Genomic DNA, 15,775 nt, shown 5'->3' on the forward strand with positions numbered 1-15,775 from the left:
CGGCTGATTGGGGCGACGGATGCGTCGCCCTTATCTTTCCGCCATGTCAGAGACCCCCACGCCCCTTCGCGTCACCATCCGCAGTGCCACGCCCTGCGCGCCCTACGTCCTCAACGGCGATTTCGAAGTCGTCGACGGTGACGGCAACCCGATCGAGTTGCCACCGCGGGTCAATCAGCAGCGGCTTTCGCTCTGTTCCTGCGGCCAGAGCGCCAAGTGGCCGGTCTGCGACGGCACCCACAAGGGCCTGACCCCGATCGCGCCGACGCCCTGAGGCGTCTCAGGCCGGCAGTCGGAGTGCCTCGTGCACGCCGACCCGCGCCACGCGGTCCGCGGTGAGCCGCCAGGCGAGGTAGCGCCCGGCACCCGGCGGAATCACCGTACCCTGATGGGTCCGTATCGTGGCGGGGGTTTCCGCGACCAACCAGCGCAACACCAGGCCCAGCCCCGACTCGTCGAGGTCGGGGGTGAGCAGCGCGTTCAACCCCCGCTCCCGCTCCCGAAGCCGACCGATTTCGCCGCGCCGCAGGCCGATGAGTCGATGCGTCGGCGTGGCCGGAAAGACCGCCTGCGAGAGATGGATCGCCACGCCGACCGCATAGATCCACTCACGCAGCGGGACGGTGCGCGTCAGTTCCCAACTGTCCCACGTGGTGAGTGGGGTGTCGCGGAGGATCGCGGCGGAATCGGCCGCACCCCACCGGGTGATGGCGGCCTGGCCGCGCACCTGGGCCAGCAGCAGGGCGGCGTTGTCCGGCTCACGATCGAGAAAGAGCACCACCAACGGTGGTTGGCCGGGGAGAGGGAGGACGGCCTCACCCTCATCGCTGCCCGCGATGAGCACCGTGGTATGGGGAAGGTCGGCGCCGAGGCGTGCCGCGGTCTGCTTGGCGTCGCGCAGTTGCTGCTGCAGCGAGAGGTCGGAGGCTCGGACCGTTGCCCGCGCCAGCACCGACGGATCGGTCGCCAGTGGCAGTGTCTCGAGGTGGGGTGCCCGCTGACGCCGGATCCGCTCGAGGATCGCCGCGTGGCGCTCGACCAGATGGTGCGTGGCGTGCGCGTCGTCGGGTGCTCCCCGCGCCGCCGCCCAGGGCGTGACCAGATCAAGCAATGGCATGAGCCGTCGAAGCTACCGACGGGAGCGCCGGGGGGACAGGTGGTGGATTTCCCCCCCGCTGGCCGGTCGGACGCCGTATCTTGCACGGAGTTGGCCCTCTCTCACCGACGGGTGGTGCCATGACCAGCCAGGGGCAGTCAGCCCTCATCGACGCGATTCACGACATCGACGACATCGTCGCTGTCGCGGACGCGACGGGCGTGGTCGTGTACGCCAACCGACAGGCGATCGACCTGCTGCGACTCGTCCCCGGGGTCACGACGCTGTGGGACGCCGTGCCCGCGTCGATGGCGGCGCGCCTGCGCGACGTGGTCCGAGGCACGATCGCCGAACAATCGACCGTCGAGTTCACCGAGCGCATCGGCGTCCGGAATGACTGGTTCGACCTCCGTTTTCAGGCCCGCGGCGAGCGGGTGGTGATGATCGGCCGGGAAGCCAACGCCCGGGTGATTCGCGACCAGCTCACCGAATTCGAATCGCGTCTGACACGAACGGGCGACCGGAGCGTTACCGCCGAGGAGCTCCTCGCGCGCGCGACTGCCGAATTCCGCTCCATGGCGGGCTGGGATGTCGGCGAGTCGTGGATGCTCATGGGCGGGCGCGAATGGAAGTTTATTGCGTCGGTGACGAGCGGTCGTCCGGGTTTGGCCGAGTTCCAGGCGGCGATGCGCGAGCAGCGATTCGAAATGGACTTCGGCTTGCCCGGCTTGGCCGCACGGACGCGGCATCCGGTCTACCTCGATGCGCTGACCCCGGAACATGGCTTCGTTCGCGACAACCTCGCGGCGGCGGCCGGGCTTGTTGCGGGACTGGCGGTTCCCCTCCTCAGCAACGGCAGCACCATCGCCATCCTCGTCTTCCTCCATGGCGAGTCGTTCGGCGATGATCCGTCGCGCGGACTGGTCGAGGCCTTTCTGCCACGACTCGCGGAGCTGATCGGGCATGCCCGTGAGCTCGAGATGGCCGACCACCTTTTCGAACTCTCGCTCGACGGACTCGTCGTGGCGGGCACCGACACCTACTTCCGACGCGTGAATCCGGCGTTCTGCGAGATGCTCGGTCGCACCGAGCACGAGCTGCTGAGCGTGCCGTGGGATCACTGGATTCATCCTGATGATCTGGCCGCCACAGAGGTCCAGAACCAGCGGCTGACACGTGGCCTGCGGACTGTCAGTCCCTTCGCGAATCGCTATCGCCACGCCGATGGTGGCTGGCGATGGCTCGAGTGGGCGGTCTTTCCCGATGCCGCCCACGACCTCATCTACGGCACCGTCCGCGATGTGACCGAGAAGCGCCGGACCACCGAGATCGAGTCGTTGCATCGGGACGCCCTCGAGCATCTGGCCCGCCGTGCGCCGCTCGCCGAGATCCTGACCGACCTGGTTCGGTCCGCCGAAATCCTCGTCCCCGAGGCGGTCGGTTCGATCCTGTTGGTGCGCGACGGCCGCTTGTACGGGGGCGCGGCACCCAATCTCCCGGCTGCGTACATCAAAGCGCTGGAAGGGCAGGCGATCGGCCCCACTGCCGGCACCTGTGGCTCCGCCGCCTGGCGCGACGCCGTGGTCATCACCACCGACATCCAGCACGACCCGCTCTGGGACGAGTGGCGCGGACTGGCGGCCCAGCACGGCCTTGTGGCCTGCTGGTCGGTCCCGTTCCATACCGCCGACGGGGCCGTGGCCGGCACCGTGGCGATCTACCCCGACTCGACCCGCCCACCGACCACCATCCAACTCGCCATGATGGAGACCATCGCGCGACTCGCGTCGGTGGCGGTGGAGCACCGCCGCGTCGACGAGGAATTGCGGCTGCTGCAGGCGGCGATCGAGAACCTCAACGACATGGTGATGATCACCGAGGCCGGGCCGATGGACGAGCCCGGTTCGCGGATCCGATTCGTCAATCGAGCCTTCGAGCGCGTGACGGGGTGGCTCCGGAGCGATGTCATCGGCCGGTCACCGCGCTTTCTGCACGGCGACGTGACCGATCGGGCCACCCTGGACCGGGTGCGGACGGCGCTGGCGCAGTGGCAACCCGTGCGCGAGGAGCTGCAGAACGTTCGTCGCGACGGCACGCCGTTCTGGGTCGAGATGGACATTGCCCCCGTGGCGGACGCGACGGGATCATTCACCCACTGGGTGGCGGTCAATCGCGACATCACCGAGCGGCGGAATCTCGAGGAACAGCTGCGCGAATCGCAGAAGATGGAGGCGGTCGGTCGGCTCGCCGGCGGAATCGCCCACGACTTCAACAACATGCTGACGGCCATTTCCGGCTTCGCGGAGTTGCTCGCGCTGGACCTGCAGGACGCGACAGCCGAGGCCAAGTCGCACCTGCGGGAGATCGTGCGCGCCGCCACGCGCTCCGCGGAGCTGACGCGCAAACTGCTCGCCTTCTCGCGCAAGCAGCTCCTGCAACCGCGCACCATCGACCTCTCCGACGCGGTGCGCGAACTCAGCACACTGCTCGGGCGCATCGTCGGCGAATCGATCCACCAGCGACTGCGGTTGGCCGACGAGCAGGTCTGTGTGACTGTCGACCCAGGTCAGCTCGAGCAGGTGCTGTTGAATCTGGTCGTCAACGCCAAGGATGCGATGCCGACCGGTGGCTCGCTGCAGATCGAGACCGCCGAGGTCGTGCTCACGGACGACTTCGCGGCGAGCCATGTCGGGATCCCGCCGGGGACCTACGGGATGCTGGCGGTGACCGACACCGGCGTCGGCATTGATCCGGCGGTGCGGGCGCGGATCTTCGAGCCGTTCTTCACCACCAAGGCGGAGCACGGCGGTACCGGTCTTGGCCTCTCGACCGTGATCGGCATCGTGACCCAGAGCGGCGGCCATGTGGTCGTGGAGAGCGAGCTGGGCTCGGGGACGACCATGACGGTCTATTTCCCGCTGGTGGAGGCTCCGCCCACGCCGCAGGAGCCCGACGCGCCGCCCACCGCGGAGACCGGTTCTGGCACCATCCTCCTGGTGGAGGACGAGGAACTGCTCCGCTCGCTGGTGACGCGGATCTTCACGCGGGCCGGTTTCACTGTCTTGTCGGCGCCAGACGGCGAACAGGCGCTCGAGATAGCGGCGCAACACACCGGTCCGCTCGACTTGCTGCTGACCGACGTGGTGCTGCCGGGCATTAATGGACGGGTGGTGGCGGAGGGGGTGCACGCGCTCCGCCCGGACACGCTGGTCCTCTTCATGTCCGGATACACCGAGGACGCCATCGTCCATGATGGCGTCCTCGGCGGAGACATCAATTTTCTGGAGAAGCCATTCTCCCGGCAGGAGTTGCTGACCAAGGTGATGGCAATGCTCGGCGCGCGCTGAGCGCTAGTGCAGTTCGCCGCGGCGCCGCTTCGCCGCCTCGTCGAGGAAGCGACGCTCGTCGGCACTGAGCGCATCGATGCCGGCCGCGCTGATCTTGTCGAGCAGTCGATCCATTTCCATCCGCTCATCCATCACCGGATCGCGCACCGGCGCACTCGGCGCCCGCTCCGCCAATCGCTCGCGCCGCGGCGCCGTCCCGCCGGTGCCGATTTCGGCGGCCGGCGCAGCGACCGGGACGCGCGTCCGCGGCGGCGCGATGTGCGGTGGCTCGAAGGACTTCCCGCCGCCCTGAATCACGAAGAAGAGCCAACCGCAGAGCAGTCCGCCGAGGTGGGCCACATGCGCCACGCCGTCGCTCCCCATCAGCGCGCCGAACAGGTCGAGCCCTGCCATGATCGCCACCAGCGTCCGCGCCTTGATCGGCATCGGCAGTGGGAAGACATAGAGCTTGGCATCGGGATGGAACTTCGCGAACGCGAACGCCACGCCGAGCACCGCGCCCGACGCGCCGATGAAGGGGTAGATGAACGACGGCGCGACGGTCCAGAGCAGCAGCGAGGTGATCGCCGCGCCGAGGCCGCAATAGAGATAGAAGAAGAGGAAGGCGGTGCTGCCGAGGCGCCGCTCGACCGGTGGGCCGAAGACGAAGAGGGCAATCGAATTGCCGACCAGGTGGAAGAGCCCGCCATGCACGAACATGTAGGTGACGAAGGTCCACGGCCGCGCCAAGGCCCGCGCCGGATCGAAGGTCACCAGGTCGAGCAGGACCTCCGACGGAAAGAGCGTCTGCTGCAACAGCAACACCACGGCGTTGATCGCGATCAGGCGACCAACCCAGGGGGTGATGCGGTCTTGCAGGGCAGTGCTCATGCGTCGGGTTCCGGTGGGTAGAGTCGTTAGTCGTTAGTCATTAGTCGTTAGGACATGCACGCCCCACAACCAACAACCAACAACTAACGACTAACGACTAACGACTACCTACGACAAATCCTCTCACACAGTTCCGCGAACCCGATCCCCGCCGCCTTCGCCGACTGCGGCAGCAGCGAGGTGGCGGTCATCCCCGGCAGGGTATTGGCCTCGAGGCAGAAGAGGCGGCCTTCGGCTGTGAGCCGGAAGTCGACCCGGGAATAGCCCCGCAGTTTCAGTGCCTGATGGGCCAGGAGGCCGAGTCGCTGGGCCTCGCGGGTGACCGTTTCTGGAATATCGGCCGGAAAGATCTCCTCCGACATCCCTGGCGTGTATTTGCACTCGTAGTCGAACAACTCGTGCTTCGGGATGATCTCGCCGACGGCGAGCGCCTCGTCGCCCAGGATGCCGACGGTCAGTTCCCGGCCCGGGACGAAGGCCTCCAGCATGACCTCGTCGTCATGGCGCGCCGCCTCCGCAATGGCGGGGACGAGTTCGGCCACCTCGCGCACCACGCTCAATCCGACCGTCGACCCCTGCTTGCTCGGCTTCACCACCAGCGGGAGGCCCAGCGAGGCGACGGCCTCGGTCAGGTCGGTCGGGGCCATCCGCCAGGCGGCGGTGGGGACCCCGGCAGTCTCGAAGAGTCGCTTCGCGACGTCCTTGTCCATCGCCAACCCCGAGGCAAGCGGCCCGGAACCGGTGTAGGGGATTCCGGCCACTTCGAGCAGGTGCTGGATGGTGCCGTCCTCGCCGCGCCCGCCATGCAGGGCGAGGAAGACGACGTCGGCTTGCCGGATCAGCGGTTCATCGAGCAGTCCGGCGAAGAGCACCCTGCGCTCCTCGGCTTCGAGCGCACCGACGTCGGGTGGCTCGGTGCCGACCCGGCCTCCCAGGACCCGTGCCTCGGCCGTGGCATCGAGGACGCCCTCGATCGTGTCGGCGACATGGACGACGTGCCCTCGCGAGCGCAACGCGGTCACCACCTGAGCTGCCGAGGCGATGGCGACGTCGCGCTCGGCGGAGGAACCGCCCGTGAGGACGAGAATGCGCAGTGGGGAAGCGGTCATCGCTGGATTGTACCCCGACAGCGGAGATTTGACCAACCAGCGAGGACCGCGTCGATTGGCGACCTCAGCGCTCGAAGAACGGGGGTGGTTCGATCCCGAGGGCGCGGAGATAGACGTAGCCCTGCGCGCGGTGGTGGATCTCGTTGTCGATGCCGTAGAGCAGCAGGTAGTAGACCGAGCCAGGGTACTGACCGAAGGCCACCCGATGCTCCTGGAAGCGCTCAAGCGGGATCTGCGGGAAGAAGGCGTCGAGGGTGGCGGTGTCGGCGTCCCAGAGGGCAAGCAGTTCGGCCTTCGTGGGTTGCCCCTCGGCGGACGATCCGACCCAGTCGCCGGTGACGATCCCCTTGAGCATCGGCGCGCCGATCATCAGCATCTCCATCACCAGGGCGCCGAAGGGGCGCATGCCGCCGACGGAGAAGCTCCAGAGCTGCTCCTCGGGAAACGCCTCGAGGACGCGGCGAGTGAGGCGGCGGTGCCCCTGCCAGTGCTCAAGGAGCTGGTCGGGGGAGATCACGTGGGGTTCGGACATGGTCTGGCCTCGATCGCGAAGGGTGATACTTCGGGGTTTGTTCGGTGGTTGAAATCTTACGGCCAGATCGGGAGACGCGCAACCGGGGCAGGGAGGCTCTGACTATGTTGCCTCCCGTCACTCATCCATCGAGGCCACCGTGCGCATCGTGAAGGGGAAATTCGCCGGTCGCCACCTGACCTCGCCGGCCGATCAGCGGGTCCGCCCCACCAAGGAGGTGGTGCGCGACGCGCTGCTCACGATGCTGGAACCCGAGTTGAAGGGGATCCGGGTGCTCGATCTCTTCGCGGGGACCGGTGCCTTGGGGCTCGAGGCCATCTCGCGTGGCGCCAAGAGCTGCGACTTCGTCGAGTTCCGCCCGGCGTCGTTGCACGCGCTCAAGGCCAACGTGGCGGCACTGCATCTCCTCGACCGCACCCGGATCTTCAAGAAGGACGCAGTACCCTGGACCGCGATGCTTGAGGCCGATCGCTACGACCTGGCCTTCGTCGACCCGCCGTACGAATCGAAGGTCCTCGACCGCATCCTCGACATGTGGCGCGCCAAGCCGTTCGCGCGGCTGCTGGCGGTGGAGCACGCCACGAGCCACGCGATCCCGAACGGGTCGCGGCGAAAAGTGTTTGGGGATTGCACGGTGACGATCTACAAAGCAGCGAACAGCGAAAAGCGATCGGCGAACAGCGAACCCACACCCGCCTAACGCGCGGTTCGCTGTTCGCTGGTCGCCGTTCGCTACCTCCCGATCATCAACTGCAACACATCATACCGACTCACAATGCCCACCAGCGCGTTGCCGTCGCGGACCAGCGCCGCCGGTGATTCGCGCGTGAGCATCGGCGCGAGCCGGTCCACCGGGAGCGAGAGCTCGACCTCGGGGTAGGGCTCCTCCATCACTTCGCGCACCGGACGATCGAGCAGGGTCGGTTGCTCGAGGGCCTTCGTCATCAGCGTGCCCTCGTTGAGCGCGCCAATGCAGCGACCATCCTCGATCACCGGAATCTGCGAGACATCCCAGGTGTGCATCAGGTTCACCGCCTGGCGTACCTGCGCCGACGGCGCGAGCTGCACCAGTGTGGGATGGGAGCCGCCGCGCTTGGCGAGGAGGTCGCCCACGGTCGGCTTCACCGTCTCGAGCAGCTGGTTCTCCTGCAGCCATTCGTCGTTGAACACCTTGCTCAGGTAGCGCTCGCCGGTGTCACAGAGAATGGTGACGATGCACGCCGTCGGGTCGTTGAGTTCGCGCGCCAACTGCAGCGAGAGATGCACGTTCACGCCCGCCGACCCGCCGACGAGGATGCCTTCCTCGCGCGCGAGGCGACGCGCCATCGCCATCGCATCGCGGTCGCTGCACTGGCGGAACTCATCGATCAGGTCCCACCACACCGTCGTCGGCGCCTTGTCGCCACCGATCCCCTCGACCTTGTACGGCGCGCCGTCGGTGCCGATGCTGCGGGTGCGATGGTAGCCAGCGTAGAGCGAGCCGACCGGGTCGCCGGCGATGATGCGGATCGCGGGGTTCTGTTCCTTCAGGTACTTGGCGATACCGCTCACCGTGCCGCCCGTTCCCGCGCCCGCCACCACGTGCGTCACCTTGCCGCCAGTCTGCGCCCAGATCTCCGGACCGGTGGTGGCGTAGTGCGCCTCGGGATTGACCTGGTTGTAGAACTGGTTGGCGAGGATCGCGCCCGGCGTGTCATGGGTGATCTGCTTCGCCTTCATGACGTAGTTCTCGGGATGATCGGGCGGCACCGCCGTCGGCGTGATGACCACCTCGGCGCCATACGCCTTGAGCAGCCGCACCTTTTCCTGCGACATCTTGTCGGGCATCGTGAAGATGCAGCGATACCCCTTCAGCGCGGCCGCGATGGCGAGGCCGACGCCGGTGTTGCCGCTGGTCCCCTCGACGACCGTCCCACCCGGCTTGAGGGTGCCGTCGCGCTCCGCCGCCTCGATGATGGCGAGGCCGATCCGGTCCTTCACCGAACCACCCGGATTGACGTACTCCGCCTTGCCGAAGACGGGCGTACGGAGGTCGCGACCAACCCGGCCCAGCCGAATCAGCGGGGTCTGGCCGATGGTGTCGAGGACGGAATCGTACGGGAAGGGATGGGGTGTATGCATGCGGAAAACTACAGCGAACGGCGAGCCGCGAACAGCGATCTGGGATCTGCGGGCGGCGCGCCGGTGTCCCCGTGCGTAAGGGCGACGCATGCGTCGCCCTCCGCACCTCTCGCGATCCTCGGGCAGGGCGACGCATGCGTCGCCCCTACATGCCTCACGTGAAGATCGTCGCCCGCACCGGGATGGCGCTGTCGGTGGTGGTCCCGTTGCCGAGCTGACCTCGAACATTGTTGCCCCAACAGTAGATGTCGACGCCCTCTCGACCGCAGGCATGCTCGCCACCGACGTCGATCTCGCTGAAGACGCGCCCACCCGGGATGAGCTGCGGGGTGGTGGCATTCCCCATGAAGGCACCCCAGCACCATGCCGCTCCCGCAGCGGTCAGGCCACAGACGCCACCGCGCCCGCCGCCGATCCGGACGAATCGCTGGGCCGTGGCCACGGCGACCGGCACGCTTCGGTTGGTCATGGTGCCGTCACCGAGCTGGCCACCATCGTTCTGCCCCCAGCAGAACACGGTGCCGTCGGCCTTTCGGCCACAATGCGATTGATCGCCGCCGGTGATCTCCGCGAAGAGGTGCCCGCCGCTCACTTGCGTCGGCGCGAAGACGCTGCCGCCAAAGTTGCCGTGGCCGATGGCTCCAGTGATGCTCGACCCCCAACACCATGCGACCCCGGCACTCGTCAGCCCACAGGTGCTGAAGGCCGTCACGGAGAGCGAAGCGAAGGTCATCCCGGGGGCTGCGGCGACTGGCGTCAGCTGATTCGTGACGCCGCCGTCGCCCAAGGCACCACTGCCCCCCTGACCCCAGCACCAGGCGGCACCCGATGCCTCCAGCGCACAGGCCGCCCCACCCCAGCCGAGGAACATCCGCGTAAAGGTCTTGCCGCCGCTCACCGCCACCGGGGCGAACTGGTCCGTGTTCCCACCGTTGCCGATCGCGCCCTGCACGCCCCGGCCCCAACACCACGGGGCGCCAGCGGCGGTGAGGGCGCAGGTGAAGAAGTTGCCGACGTACACCTTCGCGAACGAGAAGCCGCCCAGCACGGGCAGCGGCGTGGGTTGCGAGGCCGTCACCACGTTGCGCCCGAGTTGCCCGTTCTGCCCCTCTCCGGCACAGTAGACGATGGTCCCGGTGCCCTGGAACAACTGACAGGTGTGGTACGACTCGGCGCCGAAGGTGTCCATGGTGAGCGTGACGGGTGGCACGGTGATGGTGACCTGCGCGCTGCCGCTCTTCGTTTCGCTCGTGGCAGTGATGGTGACGGGTCCTCCGGCCGTTACCCCGGTGACGACGCCGGACTGCGACACCGTCGCCACGGACGCATCGCTGGTGGACCAGACGACCGCGCGCCCCGTGAGCGGGACATTCGCCGCGTCGCGCAGGGTGACGGTGAAGGTGGTCGTCGCGCCCGTCGCGATCGAGGCAGCGCCGCCGGAGATCGCGACCGAGTTGACCGGGGCGGGTGCCGGCGTGGAGACGGTCACCTGGGCGGTGCCGCTCTTCCCCTCGCTGGTGGCCGTGATCGTGATCGGCCCACCAGGGGCGATCGCCGTCACGACGCCGCTGCCGGTGACGGTGGCCACGGTCGCGTCGCTGGTCTGCCAGGTGATGGTGCGATCCGTCAGCACCGCGTTGGAGACGTCGCGGAGCGCGGGCGTCAACGTCTGCGTCCCGCCAACCGCGAGCGTTGTGGTTGCTGGCGTCAGCGTAACCGTCGAGACCGACGGCGGCGGTGGGGGCGGGGTGATCGGGTTGGAGGCGGGGCTGCTGCAGCCGGCGAGGATCGCGGCAAGGAGGACGGCTGAGGTGAAGCGCATCGGGCAGGTCCTGGAGAGGGGTCTGCCTGGACATGCGCCGAACGCCCCACGAATCAGCTCATCGAGCCGCGACCCCCCTCACTGGCTCGTCTTCAACGAATCCGGCAGCCGGAACCGGATCGGCACCTGAATCGGCGCGACCACCGCCGTGTCGTTGCGGGTCGCAGGGTGGAACTTGAGCCCGGGTGCGGCCGCCATCGCGGCGGCGTCGAACTCCGGGTGCCCGCTGGAGGTGGCAATCCGGGTCGAATCGCGGATCACCGATCCGGAGGAATCGACCACGAGATAGAGGAGGACTTCCCCCTCGACCTTCTTGGTGAAGAGCTCGGGAGGGTAGGGAATCTCGGGGCCGCCGGCGACCGGACGAGCCGCCCGAAGCGCCGCCGCGGGAGGCTCGCCCCCACACCCGGCGATCCCGAGGAGGAGGGCCGAGGCGAGGGCGGCAAGCGATGGACGCATGGGCAACATCCCGGAAATGTAAGCGATCATGAAATGCGGCAATTCACCCTACCCGCTGACGATGACGAGCCACCTTGGCCCGGTTGCCACACCCCTGCATATCGCACCAACGGCGCGACCGGTTTCGCGAGGCGTCCACGAAGAGGCGGCCGCAGCCATCACAACACTTCAGCCTGGCCAGATTCGGGCCGGTCAAGAGCAGCGCCGCGGACCACGCGACTGGCCAAAGCGCCCGCGCCAGATCCTCAGCGGGACCGATCCACCCCCAGCCATATCCTCGGACCGCTGGCAACACGCCGCGGTGATTCTGCCCCTGCGAAAGGATGCGGTTGAGTCGCCCAAGGTCGCGATCGGCTGCTCCCTCACCCAACGCCTCCGCCCGAAGCAGGCGGTGGATGACGACCCGAAACCTGGCCACAGCCCGCCCCGCCGCCGGGTTATCCACCCCCTCAGGGAGGTCGGTGCCGTTGGCAAAGTCGACGCAGAGCACACCGCCGATGTCTTGCTGGGATTGGGGCATGTAACCAACATAACATCTAATGGTGGTTACAGCGAGAGGATGATGGATGATGGATCATGGATGATGGATGGGGCCAATCATCCATCATCTATCATCCATCATCCCGCTTTTCAGGCGGGCCAACTCCTGCAACGCCTCCATCGGCGTCATCTGGTTCGGGTCGAGGGCGCGGAGGCGCTCGGCCAGTTCGGCGGCGCGGCGCTGGGCATCGCTCGGCGGGGGGGTGCGTAGGGGCGAAGCATGCTGCGCCCCTACGGCTTCGCGCTGCGCCCGTACCGATGGCCCCGTCGCCCGATGCTCGCCCGACGACGAAATCCCCGCCTGCAGGAGGTCGAAGAGCGAGGGCTGGGTCGGGTCGGGGTTGGCCGGTGGTGGCCCTTCGACGACGCGGTGGTCGGCCTCGAGGATGACGAGCACTTCCTTGGCGCGGCCGACCACACCGCTCGGGAGTCCGGCGAGTTGGGCCACGTGGATGCCGTAGGAGCGGTCGGTCCCCCCCGCCTCGAGGCGGTGGAGGAAGACGATCCCGTCGCCCGACTCCCGGACCGCCACGTTGCAGTTCCGGGCGTGGGCGAGCTGCTCCGGGAGCTGCATCAGTTCGTGGTAGTGGGTGGCGAACATCGTGCGGCAGCCGATCCGGTCGTGCAGATACTCGGTGACCGCCCAGGCGATCGCGACGCCGTCGTAGGTCGAGGTCCCCCGGCCGATCTCGTCGAGGAGGACCAGGGAGCGGGCGGTGGCGTTGTGGAGGATCGCCGAGGTTTCGGACATCTCGACCATGAAGGTCGACTGGCCGCGGGCCAAGTTGTCGGAGGCGCCCACCCGGGTGAAGAGGCGGTCGACCACCCCGATCCACGCCTCGCGGCAGGGGACAAAGCTCCCCATCTGGGCCAGGACGACGTTGAGTCCGATCTGGCGCAGGATGGTGCTCTTGCCCGCCATGTTCGGGCCGGTGACCAGGTGGACCCGCTCGACCTCGTCGAAGTGGACATCGTTCGGGACGAATCGTTCCCGCGGCATCATCCGCTCGATCACCGGATGGCGCGACCCTCTCAGGGTCAACCCGTAGCCGTCGTGCACCACCGGCCGGACATAGCGCTCGTTGACGGCGGTGTCGGCCAGCGAGGCAAGCACGTCGAGCCGCGCCAGCAGGCGTGCCGTGCCCTGCACGCGGGTGATCGCCCGGCCGACCAGGTCGCGCAGCGCCCCGAAGAGCGTCGCCTCGCGCTCACCGATCCGCTCCTCGGCGCCGAGGACCTTCGCCTCGTAGTCCTTCAACTCGGGGGTGACGTAGCGCTCGGCATTCGACAACGTCTGCCGCCGCTCGTAATCCTCGGGCACCGCGCTGGTGTTGGCGTGGGTCACCTCGAGGAAGTAGCCGAAGACCTTGTTGAAGCCGACCTTGAGCGAGGAGATCCCGGTGCGCTCGCGCTCGCGCTGCTGGATCGAGGCGAGCGCCTGCTTGCCGTTGTCGCGCAGGTCGCGCAGCTCGTCGAGTTCGGCGTCGTACCCCTGGGCGATCACGCCGCCATCGGCCAGCGTCACCGGTGGCCGCTCGACCAAACCGCGCGCCAGCTCCGCCGCAAGATCCTCAAGGCGATCGAACTGCGCAGCGGTGTACTCCAGCAGCGCGGCGACCCGCTCGGTGCCAGGCACCGTGCGCATTGCGAGCAGCGCGACGGATTCGCCGACCTGGGGCAGCGCGAGGAAGGAGTCGCGGAGTGCGCCGAGTTCACGCGGCGTGACCCGCCCCGCGGCGGCGCGCGCGGCGAGCCGTTCGACGTCGCGCACTCCATCGAGTGCGGCACGGAGCGTGGCACGCGCACTCCCCGCCTCGACCAGTGCGGCGACGGCGTCGAGCCGTGCCTCGATGCGCACCGGATCGCGGAGCGGCGAGAGCACCCATTGCCGCAACAGGCGCGCGCCCATCGGCGTCTGGGTGCGGTCGAGTGTCTCGACCAGCGTGACGCCCTTGGCACCGGCGCGCAGCGGCTCCACCAACTCGAGATTGCGGCGCGTCATCTCGTCGAGCCAGCAGAGTTCGTCGGGCCGGCGCACATCGGGGCGCGCGAGCTGCGGCAGTCCCTGCGGTTGCAACTCCAGCGCATAGCGGAGCAGCGCCCCGCCGGCACCGACCGCGGCGGCATCGTCGGTCGCGATGCCGAGGGCATCGAGCGAGGCAATCGCCAGGCGACGGCTCAGCTCCTCGGCGGCGAGCGCCGGATCGAACTCCCAGCGTTCGCGCTCGGTGCGGAGGATCTCCGGCTCGAGCACCACCTCACTCTCGCGCGGCACCACCACTTCGGCGGGCGAGAGGCGTCCGAGCGCTTCGGCGAGCCCATCGGCCGCCACCGTCTCGAGGATGAACTCGCCGGTGGTCAGGTCGAGCGCGGCGACACCCACGGCTTCACCGGCACCACGGGGCGCGACGGCGACGAGCCAGTTGTTGCGCGACCCCGGCGTCCACTCCTCGTCGAGGAACGCGCCTGGTGTCACCGTCTCGACGACGGCGCGCTTGACGATTCCTTTGGCGAACTTCGGATCCTCGATCTGCTCGCACACCGCCACGCGGAAGCCGGCGGCAATGAATTGGCGCAGATAGCCGGCGGCTGCCTTCACGGGCACGCCCGCGAGCGGCACCCCATCGCCCCGCGACGTCAACGTGATGTTGAGGACCCGCGCCGCGACCTGCGCGTCCTCGAAGAACATCTCGTAGAAATCGCCCATCCGAAAGAAGAGGATCGCGTCGGGATGACGCGCCTTGATCTCGCGGTACTGGAGGAGGAGGGGGGAGTCGGTCAATCAGATCTCAACGTCGGAGAAATTGATGTTGTGGTGAGGGGTGAGGGGGGAGAGGCATCCGCCCCCTCCCCCCTCCCCCCTCACTCCTCACATTCGCTTCACGGAGCTTTCACAACAAACGGCGCTCCACCCACCGCCGCCTTGAGCTTCCCCACGGCGGCCACCGCCGCCTCGCGCGTCGAGAATGGCCCGGCCTGCAACTTCGTCAGGCCCTTGGGGCCGGCGACGCGATACGCCATGTAGCCGGCCTTCTCGATCTGCTGCGTCGCGCGGCGGATCGACGCGGGGTCGCTGATTGCGGCCACCTGCACGCGCCATGGCGAGGTGGTGGACTTCCCCGCGGTGGTCGGTGCCGACGGCGGGGCCGTCGTGGTGGTGGGCGTTGAAGTGACAGGCGTCTTTGGCGGCATCACCTCGGGGCGCTTGAGACTGTCGCTCTTGGGGATCGCCGCGAGCCGCGCCAATTCCTCCGGCGTGCAGCGCTGCTTCGCGAACTCGAGCTGGTTCTTCAGTTCGAGGTCGCTGCCGACCTGCTGCAGCCCGCGCGTGATCCAGTCGCACGCCAGCGGCCCTTCGCGACGCTCGAAGGCGGCGCGTGCGCCGAAGAGCGCCGCCACCGGAATCACCGCCGACTCGGGAAAGTCAGTGAAGATGCGCTTCACGCGCAGCACGGCGCTCTCGCTGTTGCCGCTGCCGTAGTCGAGTTGGGCCAGGCGCAGCATCGCCTTGTCGGCCCATGCCGAGTTGGCGTGCTCGACCGCGATGCGCGCGTACTGGAGCCGGGCCTCACCCAGCGTCTTCGCCACCGCCGCCGAGGTGTAGAGCGCCTCGGGGAAGGCGGCGTCGGTCGCCCGGGTCTGCGAGAGAATCCGGCCGATCACGGCGCGCGCGGAATCGCCATACCCCTCCTGCGCCAGCCGGGTGACTTCGACGAAGCGCGGCGTGGTCGGGGGGAGCGGCGCCTGGGCGGCGGCCGGGGCGGCGGCGGCGGCGAGGATCACGACGAGGGCGAGCACGGGCGCAGCATGCTGCGCCCATACACCTGCGTACGGGCGCAGCATGCTGCGCCCCGACATGACGGGCACCTGCCCGCGGCG

At 68.3% G+C, this 15,775-nt stretch carries 13 protein-coding genes; 3 read left to right on the forward strand and 10 right to left on the reverse strand.

All coding sequences use genetic code 11. From position 1 onward, the window contains the following. Positions 1 to 43: 43 nt before the first annotated feature. Complete coding sequence (locus tag IPP98_06490; GenBank protein MBL0178762.1) at positions 44 to 274, forward strand: CDGSH iron-sulfur domain-containing protein; 231 nt, start codon at positions 44 to 46, stop codon at positions 272 to 274. 6 nt (positions 275 to 280) lie between these two features. Here the strand turns inward: IPP98_06490 and IPP98_06495 are convergent, their stop codons facing one another. Next, positions 281 to 1,117, reverse strand: coding sequence for a hypothetical protein (locus tag IPP98_06495; protein MBL0178763.1), 837 nt, complete (start codon positions 1,115 to 1,117; stop codon positions 281 to 283). Positions 1,118 to 1,236: 119 nt separating this feature from the next. Between IPP98_06495 and IPP98_06500 the strand changes: the two genes are divergently transcribed. Further along, a complete protein-coding gene (locus IPP98_06500) occupies positions 1,237 to 4,443 on the forward strand; it encodes a PAS domain S-box protein (GenBank protein ID MBL0178764.1) in 3,207 nt (1,068 codons plus the stop codon). 3 nt (positions 4,444 to 4,446) lie between these two features. Here the strand turns inward: IPP98_06500 and IPP98_06505 are convergent, their stop codons facing one another. From IPP98_06505 to IPP98_06515, 3 genes are all read right to left on the reverse strand, one after another. Next, positions 4,447 to 5,313, reverse strand: a complete 867-nt coding sequence (locus tag IPP98_06505) for a rhomboid family intramembrane serine protease (GenBank protein MBL0178765.1) — start codon at positions 5,311 to 5,313, stop codon at positions 4,447 to 4,449. Positions 5,314 to 5,417: 104 nt separating this feature from the next. Further along, complete coding sequence (locus IPP98_06510) at positions 5,418 to 6,422, reverse strand: D-alanine--D-alanine ligase (GenBank protein MBL0178766.1); 1,005 nt, start codon at positions 6,420 to 6,422, stop codon at positions 5,418 to 5,420. Positions 6,423 to 6,486: 64 nt separating this feature from the next. Then, a complete protein-coding gene (locus IPP98_06515) occupies positions 6,487 to 6,954 on the reverse strand; it encodes a damage-inducible protein DinB (protein MBL0178767.1) in 468 nt (155 codons plus the stop codon). A gap of 139 nt (positions 6,955 to 7,093) precedes the next feature. On the opposite strand from IPP98_06515, the gene IPP98_06520 reads away from it, so the two are divergent. After that, a complete protein-coding gene (locus IPP98_06520; GenBank protein MBL0178768.1) occupies positions 7,094 to 7,654 on the forward strand; it encodes an RsmD family RNA methyltransferase in 561 nt (186 codons plus the stop codon). A 32-nt stretch (positions 7,655 to 7,686) separates the two neighbouring features. Here IPP98_06520 and IPP98_06525 read toward each other — a convergent pair whose 3' ends face one another. The 6 genes from IPP98_06525 to IPP98_06550 all read right to left on the reverse strand — a co-directional run bounded on the left by IPP98_06525 (position 7,687) and on the right by IPP98_06550 (position 15,739). Continuing rightward, positions 7,687 to 9,075, reverse strand: coding sequence for a pyridoxal-phosphate dependent enzyme (locus IPP98_06525; GenBank protein MBL0178769.1), 1,389 nt, complete (start codon positions 9,073 to 9,075; stop codon positions 7,687 to 7,689). 154 nt (positions 9,076 to 9,229) lie between these two features. After that, positions 9,230 to 10,897 carry an Ig-like domain-containing protein gene (locus IPP98_06530; protein MBL0178770.1) on the reverse strand — a complete coding sequence of 556 codons (1,668 nt, stop codon included), beginning with the start codon at positions 10,895 to 10,897 and terminating at the stop codon, positions 9,230 to 9,232. A 78-nt stretch (positions 10,898 to 10,975) separates the two neighbouring features. Continuing rightward, positions 10,976 to 11,356 carry a TonB family protein gene (locus tag IPP98_06535; protein ID MBL0178771.1) on the reverse strand — a complete coding sequence of 127 codons (381 nt, stop codon included), beginning with the start codon at positions 11,354 to 11,356 and terminating at the stop codon, positions 10,976 to 10,978. Positions 11,357 to 11,399: 43 nt separating this feature from the next. Further along, complete coding sequence (locus tag IPP98_06540; GenBank protein ID MBL0178772.1) at positions 11,400 to 11,876, reverse strand: CGNR zinc finger domain-containing protein; 477 nt, start codon at positions 11,874 to 11,876, stop codon at positions 11,400 to 11,402. An 84-nt stretch (positions 11,877 to 11,960) separates the two neighbouring features. After that, positions 11,961 to 14,678: a DNA mismatch repair protein MutS gene (gene mutS / locus IPP98_06545; protein MBL0178773.1), complete on the reverse strand. Its 2,718-nt coding sequence runs from the start codon at positions 14,676 to 14,678 to the stop codon at positions 11,961 to 11,963. Positions 14,679 to 14,776: 98 nt separating this feature from the next. Beyond that, the gene (locus tag IPP98_06550; GenBank protein MBL0178774.1) at positions 14,777 to 15,739 is read right to left on the reverse strand and encodes an SPOR domain-containing protein; all 963 of its coding nucleotides are present in this window, start codon (positions 15,737 to 15,739) and stop codon (positions 14,777 to 14,779) included. Positions 15,740 to 15,775: the final 36 nt, after the last annotated feature.

The organism is Gemmatimonadota bacterium, assembly GCA_016720805.1.
Lineage (GTDB): Bacteria > Gemmatimonadota > Gemmatimonadetes > Gemmatimonadales > GWC2-71-9 > Palsa-1233.

Bases quoted from the DNA above. Each gene is read 5' to 3' on its own strand.
- IPP98_06490 (MBL0178762.1), top strand. From the start codon at position 44: ATGTCAGAGACCCCCACGCCCCTTCGCGTCACCATCCGCAGTGCCACG.
- IPP98_06495 (MBL0178763.1), bottom strand. From the start codon at position 1,117: ATGCCATTGCTTGATCTGGTCACGCCCTGGGCGGCGGCGCGGGGAGCA.
- IPP98_06500 (MBL0178764.1), top strand. From the start codon at position 1,237: ATGACCAGCCAGGGGCAGTCAGCCCTCATCGACGCGATTCACGACATC.
- IPP98_06505 (MBL0178765.1), bottom strand. From the start codon at position 5,313: ATGAGCACTGCCCTGCAAGACCGCATCACCCCCTGGGTTGGTCGCCTG.
- IPP98_06510 (MBL0178766.1), bottom strand. From the start codon at position 6,422: ATGACCGCTTCCCCACTGCGCATTCTCGTCCTCACGGGCGGTTCCTCC.
- IPP98_06515 (MBL0178767.1), bottom strand. From the start codon at position 6,954: ATGTCCGAACCCCACGTGATCTCCCCCGACCAGCTCCTTGAGCACTGG.
- IPP98_06525 (MBL0178769.1), bottom strand. From the start codon at position 9,075: ATGCATACACCCCATCCCTTCCCGTACGATTCCGTCCTCGACACCATC.
- IPP98_06530 (MBL0178770.1), bottom strand. From the start codon at position 10,897: ATGCGCTTCACCTCAGCCGTCCTCCTTGCCGCGATCCTCGCCGGCTGC.
- IPP98_06535 (MBL0178771.1), bottom strand. From the start codon at position 11,356: ATGCGTCCATCGCTTGCCGCCCTCGCCTCGGCCCTCCTCCTCGGGATC.
- IPP98_06540 (MBL0178772.1), bottom strand. From the start codon at position 11,876: ATGCCCCAATCCCAGCAAGACATCGGCGGTGTGCTCTGCGTCGACTTT.
- IPP98_06550 (MBL0178774.1), bottom strand. From the start codon at position 15,739: ATGCTGCGCCCGTACGCAGGTGTATGGGCGCAGCATGCTGCGCCCGTG.